Origin of the sequence: Pseudomonas sp. RW409 (assembly GCF_003184125.1) — a bacterium.
In the GTDB taxonomy this organism is placed as follows: Bacteria; Pseudomonadota; Gammaproteobacteria; order Pseudomonadales; family Pseudomonadaceae; genus Aquipseudomonas; species Aquipseudomonas chlororaphis_I.
Genome location: NZ_QHHP01000041.1, coordinates 1,121,735 through 1,138,946, shown reverse-complemented (window position 1 = coordinate 1,138,946; position 17,212 = coordinate 1,121,735). Strand labels below are relative to the sequence as shown.

Annotated in this window: 15 protein-coding genes; 9 read left to right on the top strand and 6 right to left on the bottom strand. The window is 63.4% G+C overall.

Translation table 11 applies throughout. The features are described 5' to 3' along the window. The first annotated feature begins 106 nt into the window (after positions 1–106). The 4 genes from DK261_RS25670 (at position 107) to DK261_RS25655 (ending at position 4,564) form a co-directional block, all read left to right on the top strand. Entirely contained in the window at positions 107–1,369 is a 1,263-nt protein-coding gene (locus DK261_RS25670; protein WP_009046974.1) for an ATP-binding protein, read from the top strand. Then, complete coding sequence (locus DK261_RS25665) at positions 1,362–1,922, top strand: response regulator transcription factor (protein WP_009046975.1); 561 nt, start codon at positions 1,362–1,364, stop codon at positions 1,920–1,922. The genes DK261_RS25670 and DK261_RS25665 overlap by 8 nt, the downstream gene beginning before the upstream one ends. 97 nt (positions 1,923–2,019) lie before the next feature. Beyond that, positions 2,020–3,747 (top strand): ABC transporter ATP-binding protein/permease, encoded by a 1,728-nt coding sequence (locus DK261_RS25660; RefSeq protein ID WP_110176995.1) that lies wholly within the window; start codon positions 2,020–2,022, stop codon positions 3,745–3,747. A 67-nt stretch (positions 3,748–3,814) separates the two neighbouring features. Next, positions 3,815–4,564 carry a FadR/GntR family transcriptional regulator gene (locus tag DK261_RS25655; RefSeq protein ID WP_009042168.1) on the top strand — a complete coding sequence of 250 codons (750 nt, stop codon included), beginning with the start codon at positions 3,815–3,817 and terminating at the stop codon, positions 4,562–4,564. Between the two features lie 223 nt (positions 4,565–4,787). On the opposite strand, the gene DK261_RS25650 is transcribed toward DK261_RS25655, so the two are convergent. Together DK261_RS25650 and DK261_RS25645 are read right to left on the bottom strand one after the other, a co-directional pair. Beyond that, the gene (locus tag DK261_RS25650; RefSeq protein WP_009046977.1) at positions 4,788–4,979 is read right to left on the bottom strand and encodes a hypothetical protein; all 192 of its coding nucleotides are present in this window, start codon (positions 4,977–4,979) and stop codon (positions 4,788–4,790) included. Positions 4,980–4,992: 13 nt separating this feature from the next. Then, complete coding sequence (locus DK261_RS25645) at positions 4,993–6,630, bottom strand: phospholipase (RefSeq protein ID WP_110176755.1); 1,638 nt, start codon at positions 6,628–6,630, stop codon at positions 4,993–4,995. 236 nt (positions 6,631–6,866) lie between these two features. Here DK261_RS25645 and kdgD point away from each other — a divergent pair, with 236 nt between their 5' ends. The 5 genes from kdgD to DK261_RS25620 all read left to right on the top strand — a co-directional run bounded on the left by kdgD (position 6,867) and on the right by DK261_RS25620 (position 13,561). Further along, on the top strand, positions 6,867–7,778 hold the full coding sequence (kdgD, locus tag DK261_RS25640; protein WP_009046979.1) for a 5-dehydro-4-deoxyglucarate dehydratase: 912 nt from the start codon (positions 6,867–6,869) through the stop codon (positions 7,776–7,778). A 67-nt stretch (positions 7,779–7,845) separates the two neighbouring features. Then, positions 7,846–9,291 (top strand): aldehyde dehydrogenase family protein, encoded by a 1,446-nt coding sequence (locus tag DK261_RS25635; protein WP_016701697.1) that lies wholly within the window; start codon positions 7,846–7,848, stop codon positions 9,289–9,291. A gap of 98 nt (positions 9,292–9,389) precedes the next feature. Beyond that, the gene (locus tag DK261_RS25630) at positions 9,390–10,754 is read left to right on the top strand and encodes an MFS transporter (protein ID WP_028681665.1); all 1,365 of its coding nucleotides are present in this window, start codon (positions 9,390–9,392) and stop codon (positions 10,752–10,754) included. Between the two features lie 12 nt (positions 10,755–10,766). Beyond that, positions 10,767–12,320 carry a galactarate dehydratase gene (gene garD / locus DK261_RS25625; RefSeq protein WP_038630606.1) on the top strand — a complete coding sequence of 518 codons (1,554 nt, stop codon included), beginning with the start codon at positions 10,767–10,769 and terminating at the stop codon, positions 12,318–12,320. A gap of 299 nt (positions 12,321–12,619) precedes the next feature. Further along, positions 12,620–13,561, top strand: a complete 942-nt coding sequence (locus DK261_RS25620) for an AEC family transporter (protein ID WP_009046983.1) — start codon at positions 12,620–12,622, stop codon at positions 13,559–13,561. 93 nt (positions 13,562–13,654) lie between these two features. Here the strand turns inward: DK261_RS25620 and DK261_RS25615 are convergent, their stop codons facing one another. The 4 genes from DK261_RS25615 to gatB all read right to left on the bottom strand — a co-directional run bounded on the left by DK261_RS25615 (position 13,655) and on the right by gatB (position 17,097). Continuing rightward, positions 13,655–14,035 (bottom strand): carboxymuconolactone decarboxylase family protein, encoded by a 381-nt coding sequence (locus DK261_RS25615; RefSeq protein WP_009046984.1) that lies wholly within the window; start codon positions 14,033–14,035, stop codon positions 13,655–13,657. Next, entirely contained in the window at positions 14,032–15,087 is a 1,056-nt protein-coding gene (locus tag DK261_RS25610) for a calcium/sodium antiporter (protein WP_016701699.1), read from the bottom strand. The genes DK261_RS25615 and DK261_RS25610 overlap by 4 nt, the downstream gene beginning before the upstream one ends. Positions 15,088–15,146: 59 nt before the next feature. Continuing rightward, positions 15,147–15,518 carry a septal ring lytic transglycosylase RlpA family protein gene (locus DK261_RS25605; protein ID WP_016701700.1) on the bottom strand — a complete coding sequence of 124 codons (372 nt, stop codon included), beginning with the start codon at positions 15,516–15,518 and terminating at the stop codon, positions 15,147–15,149. 133 nt (positions 15,519–15,651) lie between these two features. Then, a complete protein-coding gene (gene gatB, locus DK261_RS25600) occupies positions 15,652–17,097 on the bottom strand; it encodes an Asp-tRNA(Asn)/Glu-tRNA(Gln) amidotransferase subunit GatB (protein ID WP_016701701.1) in 1,446 nt (481 codons plus the stop codon). Positions 17,098–17,212: the final 115 nt, after the last annotated feature.

The window sequence follows — 17,212 nt, the reverse complement described above, 5'->3', positions numbered from 1 at the left end:
TTGGCCGTTGCCCAAGACTGTGGCGGTTTGCCGCAGTTTTGCCTGTCTGGGCCGCTGCTTGGTTATACTCGTCGCGATCCGCCTGGAGCGCTCATCAGGAGAGCTCATGCTCGCCCCCGTACAACTGCTTTCCGCCACTCGCCAGAACCTCTGGCGTCTGACTTTCATCCGCATCCTGGTTCTGGCCGCTCAGGCCGGTTCGGTGGGGCTCGCCTACTGGTTCGACCTGCTGCCGCTGCCCTGGCTGCAACTGGCCGTGACCCTGGGCCTGTCGCTGATTCTCTGCGCCTTCACCGCCATTCGCCTGCGCACCTCGTGGCCGGTCACCGAGCTGGAATATGCCGTGCAACTGGCCTGTGACCTGTTTATCCACAGTGCCCTGCTGTATTTCTCCGGCGGTTCGACCAACCCCTTCGTCTCCTATTACCTGGTGCCGCTGACCATCGCCGCCGTGACCTTGCCATGGCGTTACTCGGTGGTCCTTTCCGGCATCGCGCTGACCATGTACACCTTGCTGCTGGCGCAGTTCTACCCGCTGCAGACTTTCCCCATCGCCCGGGAAAACCTGCAGATCTACGGGATGTGGCTGAGCTTCGCCCTGGCTGCGGCGGTGATCACCTTCTTCGCCGCGAGGATGGCCGAGGAGCTGCGACGGCAGGAGGAGCTGCGGGCGATCCGCCGCGAAGAGGGCCTGCGCGACCAGCAGTTGCTGGCTGTCGCGACCCAGGCCGCTGGCGCCGCCCACGAACTGGGAACGCCCCTGGCGACCATGAGCGTGCTGCTCAAGGAAATGCGCCAGGACAACCTCGACCCGCTGCTGCAGGATGACCTGGGCGTGCTCCAGGATCAGGTCAAGCTGTGCAAGGAAACCCTGCAGCAACTGGTGCGCGCCGCCGAGGCCAACCGCCGGATGGCCGTGGAAATGCAGGATGTCACCGTCTGGCTCGATGAAGCGCTGAACCGCTGGCACCTGATGCGCCCCGAAGCCACCTATCGTTTCCAGTTGCTGGGCCAGGGCCCGATGCCGCGGGTAGCGCCGCCGCCGGACCTGACCCAGGCGCTGCTCAACCTGCTGAACAATGCCGCCGACGCCTGTCCGGAAGGGCTGGAAGTGCAACTGGATTGGGACGCCGAGACCCTGACCATCAGCATTCGCGACCACGGCGCCGGTGTGCCGCTGGCCATCGCCGAGCAGATCGGCAAACCGTTTTTTACCACCAAGGGCAAAGGTTTCGGCCTGGGCCTGTTTTTGAGCAAAGCCAGCGTGACACGCGCCGGCGGCTCAGTGAAACTCTACAGTCATGAGGAAGGCGGCACGCTCACCGAGCTGCGTCTGCCCCACGGCGCCCGAGGAGACCAACATGAGTGACGAAATCCAAGTCGAAGGCGAAGAACTGCCGCATCTGTTGCTGGTGGATGACGACGCCACCTTCACCCGGGTGATGGCGCGGGCCATGAGCCGTCGCGGCTTTCGCGTCAGCACCGCAGGTTCCGCCGAGGAAGGCCTGGCCCTCGCCCAGCAGGACCTGCCGGACTTCGCCGCGCTGGACCTGAAGATGGACGGCGACTCCGGCCTGGTGCTGCTGCCCAAGCTGCTCGAGCTTGACCCGGAAATGCGCGTGGTGATCCTCACCGGTTATTCGAGCATCGCCACCGCGGTCGAAGCGATCAAGCGCGGCGCCTGCAACTACCTGTGCAAACCGGCCGATGCCGATGACGTGCTGGCCGCGCTGCTCTCCGAGCACGCCGACCTCGACACCCTGGTGCCGGAAAACCCGATGTCGGTGGACCGCCTGCAATGGGAGCATATCCAGCGGGTGCTGACCGAACACGAAGGCAATATCTCCGCCACTGCCCGCGCCCTGGGCATGCACCGCCGAACGCTGCAGCGCAAGTTGCAGAAGCGCCCGGTTCGTCGCTGAACCGCGACTGAACGAATGTCCTCGGGACGAGTGAAAAAGCGAGCCGATCCTCTATGATCGGCTCGATGCTTGTCCTTATCACAATCGAGCCTTGATGATGAATCAGAACGCTGAGTATTCCGCGGTCAACGATACTGTGCGCGGGCAGTTTTTCCGTCGTGTCTGGGAAATGACTACGCCTTACTGGCGCAGCGAGGAGAAGGGCAAGGCCTGGCTGCTGCTGTTCGCGGTGGTCGCCCTGACCCTGTTCAGCGTGGCGATCTCGGTGTGGGTCAACAGCTGGTACAAGGACTTCTACAACGCCCTGCAAAGGAAGGATGAAGCAGCCTTCTGGCAACTGATCCTGTATTTCTGCGGGATTGCCGCGGTGGCCATCCTGGCCGCGGTCTACCGGCTCTACCTGACCCAGATGCTGACCATCCGCTGGCGCGCCTGGCTCACGGAAAAACACTTCGCCCGCTGGTTGGGCCACAAGAATTACTACCAGATGGAGCAGGGCGGCTACACCGATAACCCGGACCAGCGGATTTCCGAAGACCTCAACAGTTTCACCAGCAATACCCTGGGGCTCGCCCTGGGCCTGCTGCGTACCGTGGTCAGCCTGGTGTCGTTCTCGATCATCCTGTGGGGCGTGTCGGGCAGTATCGAAGTCTTCGGCTACACCATTCCCGGCTACATGTTCTGGTGCGCCCTGGTGTACGCCGCCGTCGGCAGCTGGCTGACCCACCTGATCGGTCGACGCCTGATCGGCTTGAACAACAACCAGCAACGTTTCGAGGCGGACCTGCGTTTCTCCATGGTGCGCGTGCGCGAGAATGCCGAGAGCATCGCCCTGTATGACGGCGAGCCGAACGAGAACAAACGCTTGAGCGCTCGCTTCGGCATGGTCTGGCACAACTTCTGGGACATCATGAAAGTGTCCAAGCGCCTGACCTTCTTCACCTCGGGCTACGGCCAGATCGCGATCATTTTCCCCTTCATCGTCGCGGCCCCCCGTTACCTGACAGGCAAGATCGAGCTGGGCGAGCTGATGCAGATCAACTCGGCATTCGGCAACGTCCAGGAGAACTTCAGCTGGTTCATCACCGCCTATTCCGAGCTCGCGGCATGGCGCGCCACTTGCGACCGTCTGCTGAGCTTCCGCCAGGCCATGAGCGAAAACGAAGAGCGCGCGCCCGCCATCGACGTGCAGAACCAGGGCGAAACCCTGCAAGTGCATAACCTCGGCCTGGATCTGGCGGATGGCCGGCACCTGCTGGCCGGTGCCGAGATGACCGTGAGCCCCGGCGAGCGGCTGATGCTCAGCGGTCGCTCCGGCAGCGGCAAGAGTACCCTGCTGCGGGCGATGGGGCGGCTCTGGCCGGCTGGTCACGGCAGCATCCGCATGCCCGCCGAGCGTTATCTGTTCCTGCCGCAGAAGCCTTACCTGCCGATCGGCAGCCTGCGCGAAGCCTTGAGTTATCCACAGTCGGGCGATACCTACCCGCAGGAGCGTTATGCACAGGTGCTGGAAACCTGCCGCCTGCCGCACCTGGTGTCCCGCCTGGACGAGAGCAATCACTGGCAGCGCATGTTGTCCCCGGGCGAGCAGCAACGCCTGGCCTTTGCCCGTGCGTTGCTCTATGCGCCGCAATGGCTGTACATGGATGAGGCCACCTCGGCCATGGACGAAGAAGACGAGGCGACCCTGTACCAGGCGCTGATCGACCAGCTTCCGGGGCTGAGCATTGTCAGCGTCGGGCATCGCAGCAGCCTCAAGCGTTTCCACCCGCGGCACATCCGCATCGAGCGCGGGCATCTGGTCGACCAGGCGGTGACGGTGTAGTCAACAGTGATCGTACAACTTGGCTGAGCTATGATGCGTCATCAGTTTTCGGAGAAAGATCTTCACCATGGACAACCAGAACACGGCGCCCCGCCTTCCACGCAAGCGCCGTAGCCTCGCCCAGGAACTGGTGACCGTGCTGTCGGAGCAGATTCGCGACGGTCAGCTCAAGCGCGGTGACAAGTTGCCCACCGAGTCGGCGATCATGGAGGCCCATGGCGTCAGCCGGACCGTGGTGCGCGAAGCCATTTCCCGGTTGCAGGCCGCCGGCCAGGTGGAAACCCGCCATGGCATCGGCACCTTTGTGCTCGACACGCCGAGCCCGAGCGGCTTCAGGATCGATCCGGCGACCGTGGTGACCTTGCGCGATGTGCTGGCGATCCTGGAACTGCGCATCAGCCTGGAAGTGGAGTCGGCCGGGCTGGCCGCGCAGCGGCGCAGCACCGAGCAACTGGCGGCGATGCGCGCGGCGCTGGATGCCCTCAATGAAAGCGCGGCCCACGACAGCGATGCGGTGGCCTCGGATTTCCAGTTCCACCTGCAGATTGCCCTGGCCACGGGCAACCGCTATTTCACCGACATCATGACCCACCTGGGGACCAGCATCATTCCGCGCACCCGCCTGAATTCGGCGCGCCTGGCTCACGACGATCAGCAGCACTACATGAGCCGCCTGAGCCGTGAACACGAAGAAATCTATGAAGCCATTGCCCGCCAGGATTCGGATGCGGCCCGAGCGGCCATGCGCCTGCACCTGACCAACAGCCGCGAACGGCTGCGCCATGCCCATGAAGAGGCAGAAGCGCAGCGCGGGTAAATGCAACAGGCGCCAGACCGGGGAGGGTTGGCGCCTGTTGTCGGCTGTCGCGAGCAGGCTTTCCATCGAATGCGTAGCAGCGTCCTAAAGGGCTAGCGCTGTTCTGCCGGCAGAAAATCATCGCCTGGGCAGCCTTTATCGCTGGCAAGTCGGATCGCCGCCCGCTCGCTCCTACAGAAACACTGTTCGTCTTCGGTAGGCGCGAAGCGTGCTCGTGCTGCTTTTAGCGGCCTTTGAGAATCGAGCGGTCCACCCTCACGGCCAGTTGCCCGGCAGCGGGCTTGGCATCGAAAGCCACGCGCCCTTGCTGGTCGACGGTTGCCCGCGCGACGGGAGCGCCGTTGACCAGCAGTTCCAGGGGCGCGCCCTGCAGGGATTGGCCAGAGGCCAGTTCTAGAGTCAGATTGATAGCCATGTCGATGTCCTTATCAGGCATTGCGGTCGATGTAGGTGGTGGCGGTCTTGTCGATCGAGGCGATCAACTCCGGCGAGCCGCCGCGGAACTGGCGAAAGAGGTTACGCCCGCTGGAACCGCTGCCGGTATCCACCGGCACATTCAGGGTTGGCTGGAAGCGGTCGCTCAGTTCGGCGTAGGCGGACCAGGGGCCGATGTACGACTCGTTCAAACCGTTGGTGTAGCTGAAGGCATAACGCACGGCATTGCCCGGCAACCAGTTGGGTTCGCTGGGTGCCTGGCTCTGCCAGCCATTGGCCTGGATGCTCGGGGCGAGCGTCGGTGCTTCCAGGTAGCCCGCCGGCTTGTTGGGCTTGTAGTCCTTGAGCAGCAGGTAAGTGCTCCAGCCCCACCAGTTGTCGATGGTCTTGGTATCGTTCAGGTTGTTCACGTCGCTGCGTCGCAGCACCTTGTCGCCCTGCATCACGAACAGCGGTGAAAAGTTGCCGCTCTTGGCAGCGTTCAGGTCCGGCAGCAGCTTCAGCGCCGTGAAGTTGCCGGGCGTCGGGGCCGTTCCGCTGAGGTAGCTTTCGAAAATCTCGTCCGCCGAGCGCTGCACCGCCAGCTTGACCTGCTTGCGGTTGTTGCTGTCGATGGTGTCGAAATAACGCTTGTCGCCATAGGCATGCCAGCGGTCGCCCTGGGCGTTGCTGACGTTGAGGCCGAACTTGCTGTCTTCGTCGTGCATGAAGCGGGTGATCAGCGAACCCAGGTCGCTCGGCGTGACCACCGCCGCCAGCTGCTTGCGCGGTACCCGCACATGGCCGGCGGAGAACAGGTCGGTGAGGAAGTGATCGGCGAAGGCGTTCATGGCGTAGGCCAGTTCCAGCTGCTTCTCGTCGGCGTTCTTGTGCGCCAGCACCGCCTGCTGCAGGGCCGCGGTGTGCCCGGCGATATAGGCCAGCAGCGCCCATTCGCCGAAATGGTCGGCATTGTTGGCCGCCAGCTTCAGGTAGCGACCGAGGGGGAACAGCGCCGAGACGAAACTGCCGCCGCCGGTGATCTTGTTCCACTCTTCGGACAACGTATCTCCCAGGGCGTCATACGCCTCGTGAGGTTGTCGGCCGTCCTTGAGCGCCTGGTTGGCGGCGGCGATTTCCTTCTGCATCACCGCGAGAATCTGTTTCGCCTCGTCCTTGGCCGCCGGCAACACGGCAAGCGAGTTGAACGCGGCGGTAAAACGCTGCAAACGATCCTCCTGCGTCGCGCCTTCGCAGATCGGCTGGTCGGGGATGCCATAAAAATCGCCACCCAGCGCCACCACCTGGCCGTAGGTCAGGGCCAGGCCGTTGGGCAGGTGCAATTCGACCTGCCAGGCCGGAACACCGGGGGCGTCCTTGACGAAACGCAACAGGGTGGCGTCGCCGATGGCGGTGTGCTCGCCACCCTCGAAACGCAGCTGGGGCAGGGCCTTGAGGTTTTTGCCCGGTGCCGCGGGGAGGATCCCGGGCTTGTGATACTTGATGGTGTGATGACCGTCGGCGATCAGTACCAGATGGTCGCCGTCACCGGAAATGGCAATGCCGCGTTCGCTGAAAAGGCTGTCCAGATCGGCAACGATCTGGCTTTTGTGCTGCAGCTGTTCCCGCTGCTGAGTGTGTAGACCTGACATTTCTAGCTCCTTGATATGTCGTAGGTATTTCAAAAATACAACTGTATGCATATACAGTTGTTTTGCGAGCATAAAGCAAAATCCTGACCCGTCAAGCAGGTATTTTTTGCCGCGTATTTTGGCGGTGGCTGACGAATTGCTGTTGACGATTGTTTTTTAAGTTGTACGATGACTTACAACTTCGGCCAAGGCTGATGTGTTTCTCATCACAATGTGCGTCCCAGGGTGTTCGAATAATGAATCCACAAGAACTGAAGTCCATCCTCTCCTCCGGCTTGCTGTCTTTCCCGGTGACCGATTTCAATGCCCAGGGCGATTTCCATCGCGCGGGATACATCAAGCGCCTGGAATGGCTGGCCCCTTACGGCGCCTCGGCGCTGTTCGCCGCAGGCGGCACCGGTGAGTTTTTCTCCCTGGCGGCCAGCGAATATTCGGAAATCATCAAGACCGCGGTCGACACCTGCGCCACCAGCGTGCCGATCCTGGCCGGGGTCGGCGGTTCGACCCGCCAGGCCATTGAATACGCCCAGGAGGCCGAGCGCCTGGGGGCCAAGGGGCTGTTGCTGTTGCCGCACTACCTGACCGAAGCCAGCCAGGATGGGGTCGCCGCTCATGTGGAGGCGGTGTGCAAATCGGTGAAGATCGGCGTGGTGGTCTACAACCGCAACGTCTGCCGCCTGACCGCGCCGCTGCTGGAGCGCCTGGCCGAGCGCTGCCCGAACCTGATCGGCTACAAGGACGGCCTGGGCGATATCGAGCTGATGGTGTCGATCCGCCGTCGCCTCGGCGATCGCTTCAGCTACCTGGGCGGGCTGCCGACCGCCGAAGTCTACGCTGCGGCCTACAAGGCCCTGGGCGTGCCGGTGTACTCCTCGGCGGTGTTCAACTTCATCCCGAAAACCGCGATGGATTTCTACCACGCCATTGCCCGGGAAGATCACGCCACGGTCGGCAAGATCATCGATGACTTCTTCCTGCCTTACCTGGATATCCGCAACCGCAAGGCCGGTTACGCGGTGAGCATCGTCAAGGCCGGAGCCCGCATCGTCGGCCATGACGCGGGCCCGGTGCGGGCGCCGCTGACCGATCTGTTGCCGGAAGAATATGAAGCGCTGGCGGCGTTGATCGATGCCCAGGGCGCGCAGTAATCCATCCCCGGGGCCGCTGAGCGATCAGCGGCCTTTTGCGTAAGGCTTTTGTGTAAGGAGAGGGCGCGTGGCAGAGGTAAAACGCTTCGATAACTACATCGGTGGCCAGTGGCTTGCCGGTGCCGACTACTCGACCAATATCAACCCGTCCGAGTTGTCCGATGTCATTGGCGAATACGCCAAGGCCGACCTGGCTCAGGTGCATGCCGCGATCGATGCGGCGCGCGATGCATTCCCGGCCTGGTCGACCTCCGGTATCCAGGCGCGCAGCGATGCCCTGGACAAGGTCGGCAGCGAGATCCTCGCCCGTCGTGAAGAACTCGGCACCCTGCTGGCCCGGGAGGAGGGCAAGACCCTGCCCGAAGCCATCGGCGAGGTGACCCGCGCCGGCAATATCTTCAAGTTCTTTGCCGGCGAATGCCTGCGCCTCTCGGGGGATTACCTGCCGTCGGTGCGTCCGGGCGTCAACGTCGAAGTGACCCGCGAAGCCCTGGGCGTGGTCGGCCTGATCACCCCGTGGAACTTCCCGATCGCCATCCCGGCGTGGAAGATCGCCCCGGCCCTGGCCTACGGTAACTGCGTGGTGCTCAAGCCCGCCGAGCTGGTGCCGGGCTGTGCCTGGGCCCTGGCGGAAATCATTTCCCGTGCCGGTTTCCCGGCCGGGGTGTTCAACCTGGTGATGGGCAGCGGCCGGCTGGTCGGCGACGCCCTGGTCAACAGCCCGAAAGTCGACGGCATCAGCTTCACCGGTTCCGTGGGCGTGGGCCGGCAGATCGCCGTCAACTGCGTCTCGCGCCAGGCCAAGGTGCAGCTGGAAATGGGCGGCAAGAACCCGCAGATCATCCTCGACGATGCCGACCTCAAGCAGGCGGTGGAGCTGGCGGTACAGAGTGCCTTCTATTCCACCGGGCAGCGTTGCACCGCTTCCAGCCGGCTGATCGTCACCGCGGGCATCCATGACCGGTTCGTCGAGGCGATGGCCGAGCGCATGCGCTCGATCAAGGTCGGCCATGCGCTGAAGGCCGGTACCGATATCGGCCCGGTGGTGTCCCAGGCGCAGCTCGAACAGGACCTGAAGTACATCGATATCGGCCAGTCCGAAGGGGCGCGGCTGGTCAGCGGTGGCGGCCTGGTGACCTGCGATACCGAGGGGTATTTCCTCGCGCCGACCCTGTTCGCCGACAGCCAGGCCTCGATGCGCATCAGCCGCGAAGAGATCTTCGGCCCGGTGGCCAACGTGGTGCGCGTTGCCGACTACGAGGCGGCGCTGGCCATGGCCAACGACACCGAATTCGGCCTGTCGGCGGGCATCGCCACCACGTCGCTGAAATACGCCAACCACTTCAAGCGCCACTCCCTGGCGGGGATGGTCATGGTCAACCTGCCGACGGCCGGCGTCGATTACCACGTGCCTTTTGGTGGTCGCAAAGGTTCATCCTATGGTTCCCGCGAGCAAGGTCGCTACGCGCAGGAGTTCTACACCGTGGTGAAGACCTCCTACATCGGATCGTAAGCCCCGCTGTACCCCCGCCAGCCTTTGCCTGAGGCCCGGCGGGGTCGATGAAGCGAATGTTTTACCCGCATAAAAATAATTAGTGGGAGTACATCCATATGCAAGCGACCAAGCCGACTCGCGTCCGCTACCTGATCCTGTTCATGCTGTTCCTGGTGACCACGATCAACTATGCCGACCGCGCCACCATCGCCATCGCGGGCTCCAGCCTGCAAAAAGACCTCGGCATCGACGCCGTCACCCTCGGTTATATCTTCTCTGCCTTCGGCTGGGCCTATGTGGCGGGGCAGATCCCCGGCGGCTGGCTGCTCGACCGCTTCGGCTCGAAAAAAATCTATGCCCTGAGCATCTTCACCTGGTCGCTGTTCACCGTGTTGCAAGGTTATGTCGGTGAGTTCGGCATCTCCACCGCGGTGGTGGCGCTGTTCATGCTGCGGTTCCTGGTGGGGCTGGCCGAGGCGCCATCCTTCCCCGGCAACGCGCGGATTGTCGCGGCCTGGTTCCCGACCGCCGAGCGCGGTACGGCTTCGGCGATCTTCAACTCGGCGCAGTACTTCGCCACGGTGCTGTTCGCGCCGCTGATGGGCTGGATCGTCTATCACTTCGGCTGGCAGCACGTGTTCATCGTGATGGGCGCGATCGGCATCGTCTTCTCGCTGGTCTGGCTCAAGGTGATCTACAGCCCGCGCCAGCACCCGCTGATCAACGAGGCCGAGTTCAAGCACATCGCCGACAACGGCGGCATGGTCGACATGGACCAGGACAAGGTCCGGGGCAAACGCAGCGACGGCCCGAAATGGGACTACCTGCGCCAGTTACTGACCAACCGCATGATGCTCGGCGTGTACCTGGGCCAGTACTGCATCAACGGCATCACTTATTTCTTCCTGACCTGGTTCCCGGTGTACCTGGTGCAGGAGCGTGGCATGACCATTCTCAAGGCCGGTTTCATCGCCTCCTTGCCGGCCATCTGCGGTTTTATCGGTGGGGTGCTCGGCGGGGTGATTTCCGACTACCTGCTGCGCAAGGGGCATTCCCTGACCTTCGCCCGCAAGGCGCCGATCATCGCCGGCCTGCTGGTCTCCAGCAGCATCGTGGCCTGCAACTATGTGGACATCGAATGGATGGTGGTGGGCTTCATGGCCCTGGCGTTCTTCGGCAAAGGCGTGGGCGCGCTCGGCTGGGCGGTGGTGTCCGATACCTCGCCGAAGCAGATCGCCGGCTTGAGCGGCGGCCTGTTCAACACCTTTGGCAACCTGGCGTCGATCACCACGCCGATTGTCATCGGCTACATCATCAGTTCCACCGGCTCGTTCAAATGGGCGCTGGTGTTCGTCGGCTGCAACGCGCTGCTGGCGGTGTTCAGCTACCTGGTGATCGTCGGTCCGATCAAGCGCGTGGTGCTCAAGGAGCCACCGAGCAACGGCCCCGAGCTGACCCAACTTTCCCAAGCGCATTCCTGAAGGGGCGGCGTCATGCAGTTGATTGAACATTCCGATTCGCCGCGCTACATCCGCCTGCACGAGCGGGACAACGTGGTGGTTGTGGTCAATGACCAGGGCGTGCCGGCGGGCACCGCGTTCGCCGACGGCCTGGTGACCCTGGACTTCATCCCCCAGAGCCACAAGGTGGCGCTGGAGGACATCGCCGAAGGCGGCCCGGTGATTCGCTACGGCCAGACCATCGGCTATGCCTTGCAGCCGATCGCCCGCGGCAGTTGGGTCAGGGAGGAGCAGTTGCGCATGCCCAGCGCGCCGCCGCTGGACAGCCTGCCGCTGTCCACCGAAGTGCCGGCGGCCCAGGCCCCCCTGGAAGGTTTCACCTTCGAGGGCTATCGCAATGCCGACGGCACGGTCGGCACGCGCAACATCCTGGGCATCACCACCACCGTGCAATGCGTGACCGGGGTGCTCGACCATGCGGTCAAGCGGATCAAGGACGAACTGCTGCCCAAGTATCCCCACGTCGACGATGTGGTGGCGCTGACCCACAGCTATGGCTGTGGTGTGGCGATCACCGCCACCGATGCCTATATCCCGATCCGTACCGTGCGTAACCTGGCGCGCAACCCGAACCTGGGGGGCGAGGCCCTGGTGATCAGCCTGGGCTGCGAGAAGCTGCAGGCCGGGCAGGTGATGCACGAAGGCGACAGTTCGGTGGACCTCAGCGAGCCCTGGTTGTACCGCCTGCAGGACTCCAGCCAGGGTTTTACCGAGATGATCGAGCAGATCATGGAACTGGCCGAGGTGCGTTTGCGCAAGCTCGATCAGCGGCGCCGGGAAACCGTGTCGGCCTCGGAGCTGGTCCTCGGCATGCAGTGCGGCGGCAGCGATGCCTTCTCCGGGATCACCGCCAATCCGGCCCTGGGCTATGCCTCGGACCTGCTGTTGCGGGCCGGCGCGACGGTGATGTTTTCCGAAGTCACCGAGGTGCGCGATGCCATCTATCTGCTGACTTCCCGCGCCGAGTCCGAAGAGGTGGCCCGGGAGCTGGTGCGCGAGATGGACTGGTACGACCGTTACCTGGCCAAGGGCGAGGCCGACCGCAGTGCCAATACCACGCCGGGCAACAAGAAGGGCGGGTTGTCGAACATCGTCGAGAAGTCCCTGGGCTCCATCGTCAAGTCCGGCAGCAGCGCGATCAATGGCGTGCTGGGGCCGGGCGAGCGCTTCACCCGCAAAGGCCTGATCTTCTGCGCGACGCCGGCCAGCGACTTCGTCTGCGGGACCTTGCAACTGGCGGCGGGGATGAACCTGCATGTGTTCACCACCGGGCGTGGCACGCCTTACGGGCTGGCGATGGCGCCGGTGGTCAAGGTCTCGACCCGTTCCGAACTGGCCCAGCGCTGGCCGGACCTGATCGACATCGACGCCGGGCGCATCGCCACCGGGCGGGCGAGTATCGAAGAGCTGGGCTGGGAGCTGTTCCATTTCTACCTGGATGTGGCCAGTGGCAAGCAGCAGACCTGGGCCGAGCGGCACAAGCTGCACAACGACATCACCTTGTTCAATCCGGCGCCGATTACCTGATCGGTAGTCGCTGCCGCAGGATCTGCAGCGTAGGTGGGGGCGCCAACGCCCCTTCGGGGCGATCGCAGCCTTCGGCAGCGGCTACAGAGTCCGTGTCAGGATCCGTTGAATGGCATGTCGCAATCCGTGTGGCTGCTGCCGAAGGCTGCGATCGGCGTGCAGCGCGGGCGTGGCGTTTGATAGCCGCGAACGCCTGCGGTCCGATGGATCTGCTTGCGGTTAGGGCAAATCCATCGGGCTTAAGGGCGCGGGCTGGCTTATCATTAGCCGCCTAACGACAGGTTCAAGGTTGACCCGGCATGCTGGCCATTTTTCTCGAAACGCTGAATATCACCGCGCCGGTATTCGCCATGTTGTTTCTCGGTGTGCTGCTCAAGCGCATCGGCTGGATCAACGACGGTTTTATCCACACGGCGTCGGCCCTGGTGTTCAACGTCACCATGCCGGCGCTGCTGTTTCTCGGGATTCTCCATGCCGACCTGCATTCGGCGCTCAAGCCGGGGCTGCTGATCTATTTCGCCGTGGCCACCCTGGCCAGCTTTGCCTTCGCCTGGGGCTGGGCGATCTGGCGTTGCCCGCGGGAAGACCGGGGCATCTACACCCAGGGCGCGTTTCGCGGCAACAACGGGGTCATCGGCCTGGCGCTCGCGGCCAGCATGTATGGCGACTACGGGATTTCCCTCGGGGCGATTCTCGCGGCGCTGGTGATCCTGTTCTACAACACCCTGTCGACCATCGTCCTGGCGGTGTACAGCCCGGTGATCAAGTCCGATCCGTGGAGCATCTGCAAAAGCGTGGTCAGCAACCCGTTGATCATCAGCGTCCTGGCGGCCACGCCTTTCGCGGTTTTCCAGATCGGCCTGCCGACCTGGCTGGAGACGTCCGGCCAGTACCTGGCGCAGATGACCCTGCCGCTGGCATTGATCTGTATTGGTGGCACCCTGTCCCTGGCGGCGCTGCGCGAGAGCGGTGACCTGGCCCTGAGTTCGAGCCTGGTGAAAATGGTCGGCCTGCCGGTCCTCGCCACCCTGGGGGCCTGGCTCTGCGGATTCCGCGGGGCGGAGCTGGGGATTCTGTTCCTGTATTTCGGCAGCCCGACCGCTGCGGCGAGCTTTGTCATGGCCCGGGCAGCCAATGGCAATCATGAACTGGCGGCAGCGATCATCGTCATCACCACGCTGATGGCGGCGGTGACCACCAATATCGGGATCTTCCTGCTGCAGTGGGGCGGGTGGATCTAGTGCTCTTGTAGGAGCGGTCGGTCGACGCTCGATTGCCCGCGATAACGGTGTGTCAGGCAGGTCGCTATCGCGGGCAAGCCTCGCTCCTACCGATCACTCGGGTTTCTGGTAAGTGTCGATCACTTCCTGGGCGGCGCGGAACGCGTCGATCGCCGCCGGTACGCCGGCGTACACCGCGCAATGCAGCAGCGCCTCGCGAATCTCTTCCACCGTGCAGCCGTTATTCAGGGCGCCGCGGACATGGCCCTTGAGTTCCTGCGGGCACTTGAGCGCGGTCAGGGCGGCGAGGGTGATCAGGCTGCGGGTTTTCAGCGGCAGGCCTTCGCGGTTCCAGACACTGCCCCAGGCATGCTCGTTGACGAAGTCCTGCAGCGGCTGGCTGAACTCGGTGGCGTTGCCCAGGGCGCGTTCGACAAAGGCATCGCCCATCACCTGGCGGCGCATTTCCACGCCCTGCTTTTTATTCTCGGTCATTGCGCTTCCCCTTTTTTATGTTGGCGGCGCCAGGCCCGCAGCGAACTGAACAGCAGGAACGCCACCAGCACTGGCAGGACGAAAAACAGCATCAGGTCTTCCAGCTTGCCGGCCAGCGGCATGCCGGTGGTGAAGGACACCACGTGCAGCCCATAGGCCAGGTACAGGCCGAGAAACAGCAGGCCTTCGGCGCGAGTGACCCGATAACCCGAATAGAACACCGGCAGGCACAGCACGGCGACGCCGAGCATCACCGGCAGGTCGAAGTCCACGGCGTTGGGCGATACCGACAGGGGCGTCGGTGCCACCAGGGCGGTGAAACCCAGGACCCCCAGCAGATTGAACAGGTTGCTGCCGATGACGTTGCCCACGGCAATGTCGCGCTGGCCACGCAAGGCTGCGATCAGCGAGGTGGCCAGGGCCGGCAGGGACGTGCCGACGGCGACTATGGTCAGGCCGATGATGCGTTCGGACAGCCCCAGGTCGGTGGCGACTTCCACCGCCGCTTCGACCAATAGGTGGCCGGCGAACACCAACAGGAGCAGGCCGCCGATCATCCACAGCAGGCTGCTCAGCCAGTGCGCGCGGGGCACGTCGGGGGCTTGCTGGGAAGGCGGGCGCGCCGAGTGCCGCGACTGGCGCAGCAGCAACCCGAGGTAGAGGATCAGGGTCGCCAGCAGGATCAGGCCGTCGAGGGGCGTCAGTTCTTCGTTGTAGGCCAGGGTGAACACCAGCAGGCTGGCGAGGATCATCAACGGGATATCCAGCCGCACCAGCTGGCGCGATACCCGCAGCGGAATGATCAGGGCGGACAGGCCGAGGGTTACCAGGATGTTGAAGATGCCGCTGCCGATCACGCTGCCGACGGCGATGTCGGTGTTTTCGGCGAGGGTGGCTTGCAGGCTGACGGCCATCTGTGGCGCGCTGCTGCCGAAGGCGACGATGCTCAGGCCGATGATCAGTGCCCGTACACGCAGGCGGGCGGCGAGGCGGACCGCGCCGCGTACCAGCAACTCGGCGCCGGCGACCAGCAGGACCAGGCCGCTGAACAATTGAAGGACGCTGAGCAGCGGTAAATCGGTTAATCCGAAAATGATCAGGGCTCCGTGGGTCAGTCGCTGATGGCTTGCACGCGCACCTTGGCGGTGCCGCTTCTGATCATACCCAACTGTTGCGCGGCGGCACGCGACAAATCGATCAGGCGGCCACGGGTATGCGGGCCACGGTCGTTGATCCGGACCACGACACTCTTGTCGTTATTGAGGTTGGTGACTTTGACGCGGGTGCCGAATGGCAGCTCGCGGTGCGCGGCGGTCATGCCGTGCTGGTTGAAGGGTTCGCCGCTGGCGGTGCGTTTGCCGTGATGCTTGGCACCGTAATAGGAGGCGACGCCGGTCTTGTCGTAACCCCGCGGGTCGACGACATGGCTGGCGCAGCCGGCCAGGAGAAAGAGCAGGGAACAGGCAGCCAGTAGCGACTTCATAAAAGGGAGCCCTAAATGCAGATACAGGAGCGGACTTGCTCGCGATAGCGTTGTGTCTGAGACAACGTATCGCCAGCAAGTTCGCTCCTGCACAGGGCGGCGCACTATCGAATGCCCGCCATCCACGCCGCTATCAGCCTTCGAGTTTGCTTTTCAGCAGTTCGTTGACCTGTTGCGGGTTGGCCTTGCCTTTGGAGGCCTTCATCGCCTGGCCGACGAAGAAGCCGAACATCTTGCCGCGCTTGGCTTCATCGGCGGCGCGATACTGTTCGACCTGCTCGGCGTTGGCCGCCAGCATTTCGTCCAATACGGCGGAGATGGCGCCGGTGTCGGTGACCTGTTTCAAGCCGCGCTTGTCGATGATCTCGTCGGCCTGGCCTTCGCCATTGGCCATGGCTTCGAACACGGTCTTGGCGATCTTGCCGGAGATGGTGTTGTCCTTGATGCGCAGCAGCATGCCGCCCAGTTGTTCGGCCGAGACTGGCGCCTCGTCGATTTCCAGGCCTTGCTTGTTCAACAGACTGCCCAGCTCGACCATGACCCAGTTGGCCGCCAGCTTGGCGTCACCGGCGATCTTCACTACTTGCTCGAAGTAGTCCGCCTGCTCACGGCTCGAGGCCAGTACGCTGGCGTCATAGACCGACAGGCCGAACTGCTCCTGGAAACGCTCGCGTTTCTGCGGCGGCAGTTCCGGCAGGGTGGCGCGTACCTGGTCGAGGAACGAGTCCTCGATGACCACTGGCAGCAGGTCCGGGTCGGGGAAGTAACGGTAGTCGTTGGCTTCTTCCTTGCTGCGCATCGGACGGGTTTCGTCCTTGTTCGGGTCGTACAGGCGGGTCTGCTGGATGACCTTGCCGCCGTCCTCGATCAGCTCGATCTGGCGCTGGACTTCCGAGTTGATGGCTTTCTCGATGAAGCGGAACGAGTTGACGTTCTTGATCTCGCAGCGAGTGCCGAACTCGGCCTGGCCTTTCGGGCGTACCGAGACGTTGCAGTCGCAGCGCAGGGAGCCTTCGGCCATGTTGCCGTCGCAGATCCCCAGGTAGCGCACCAGGGCGTGGATCGACTTGACGTAGGCCACGGCCTCCTTGGCGCTGCGCATGTCCGGCTCGGAAACGATTTCCAGCAGCGGGGTGCCGGCGCGGTTCAGGTCGATGCCGCTGGCGCCGTTGAACTCTTCGTGCAGGCTCTTGCCGGCGTCTTCTTCCAGGTGCGCGCGGGTGATGCCGACGCGTTTGACCGTGCCGTCTTCCAGCGGGATGTCCAGGTGGCCCTTGCCGACGATCGGCAGTTCCATCTGGCTGATCTGGTAGCCCTTGGGCAGGTCGGGGTAGAAGTAGTTCTTGCGGGCGAACACGTTGTGCTGGCCGATCTCGGCGTCGATGGCCAGGCCGAACATGACCGCCATGCGCACCGCTTCCTGGTTCAGCACCGGCAGCACGCCGGGCATGCCCAGGTCTACCAGGCTGGCCTGGGTGTTGGGCTCGGCACCGAAGGCGGTGGAGCTACCGGAGAAAATCTTCGATTTGGTGGTGAGCTGGGTGTGAATCTCCAGCCCGATCACGACTTCCCATTGCATGTGTTTCTCCTCAGAAGTCATAACAGGGGATTTTGAAGCGCCGCGAGCGAAGGTAAGGCAAGGCGAAAACTGGCGAGTAAGCGGAGTTGACGTCAGTCAATGAGCATTACGAGCC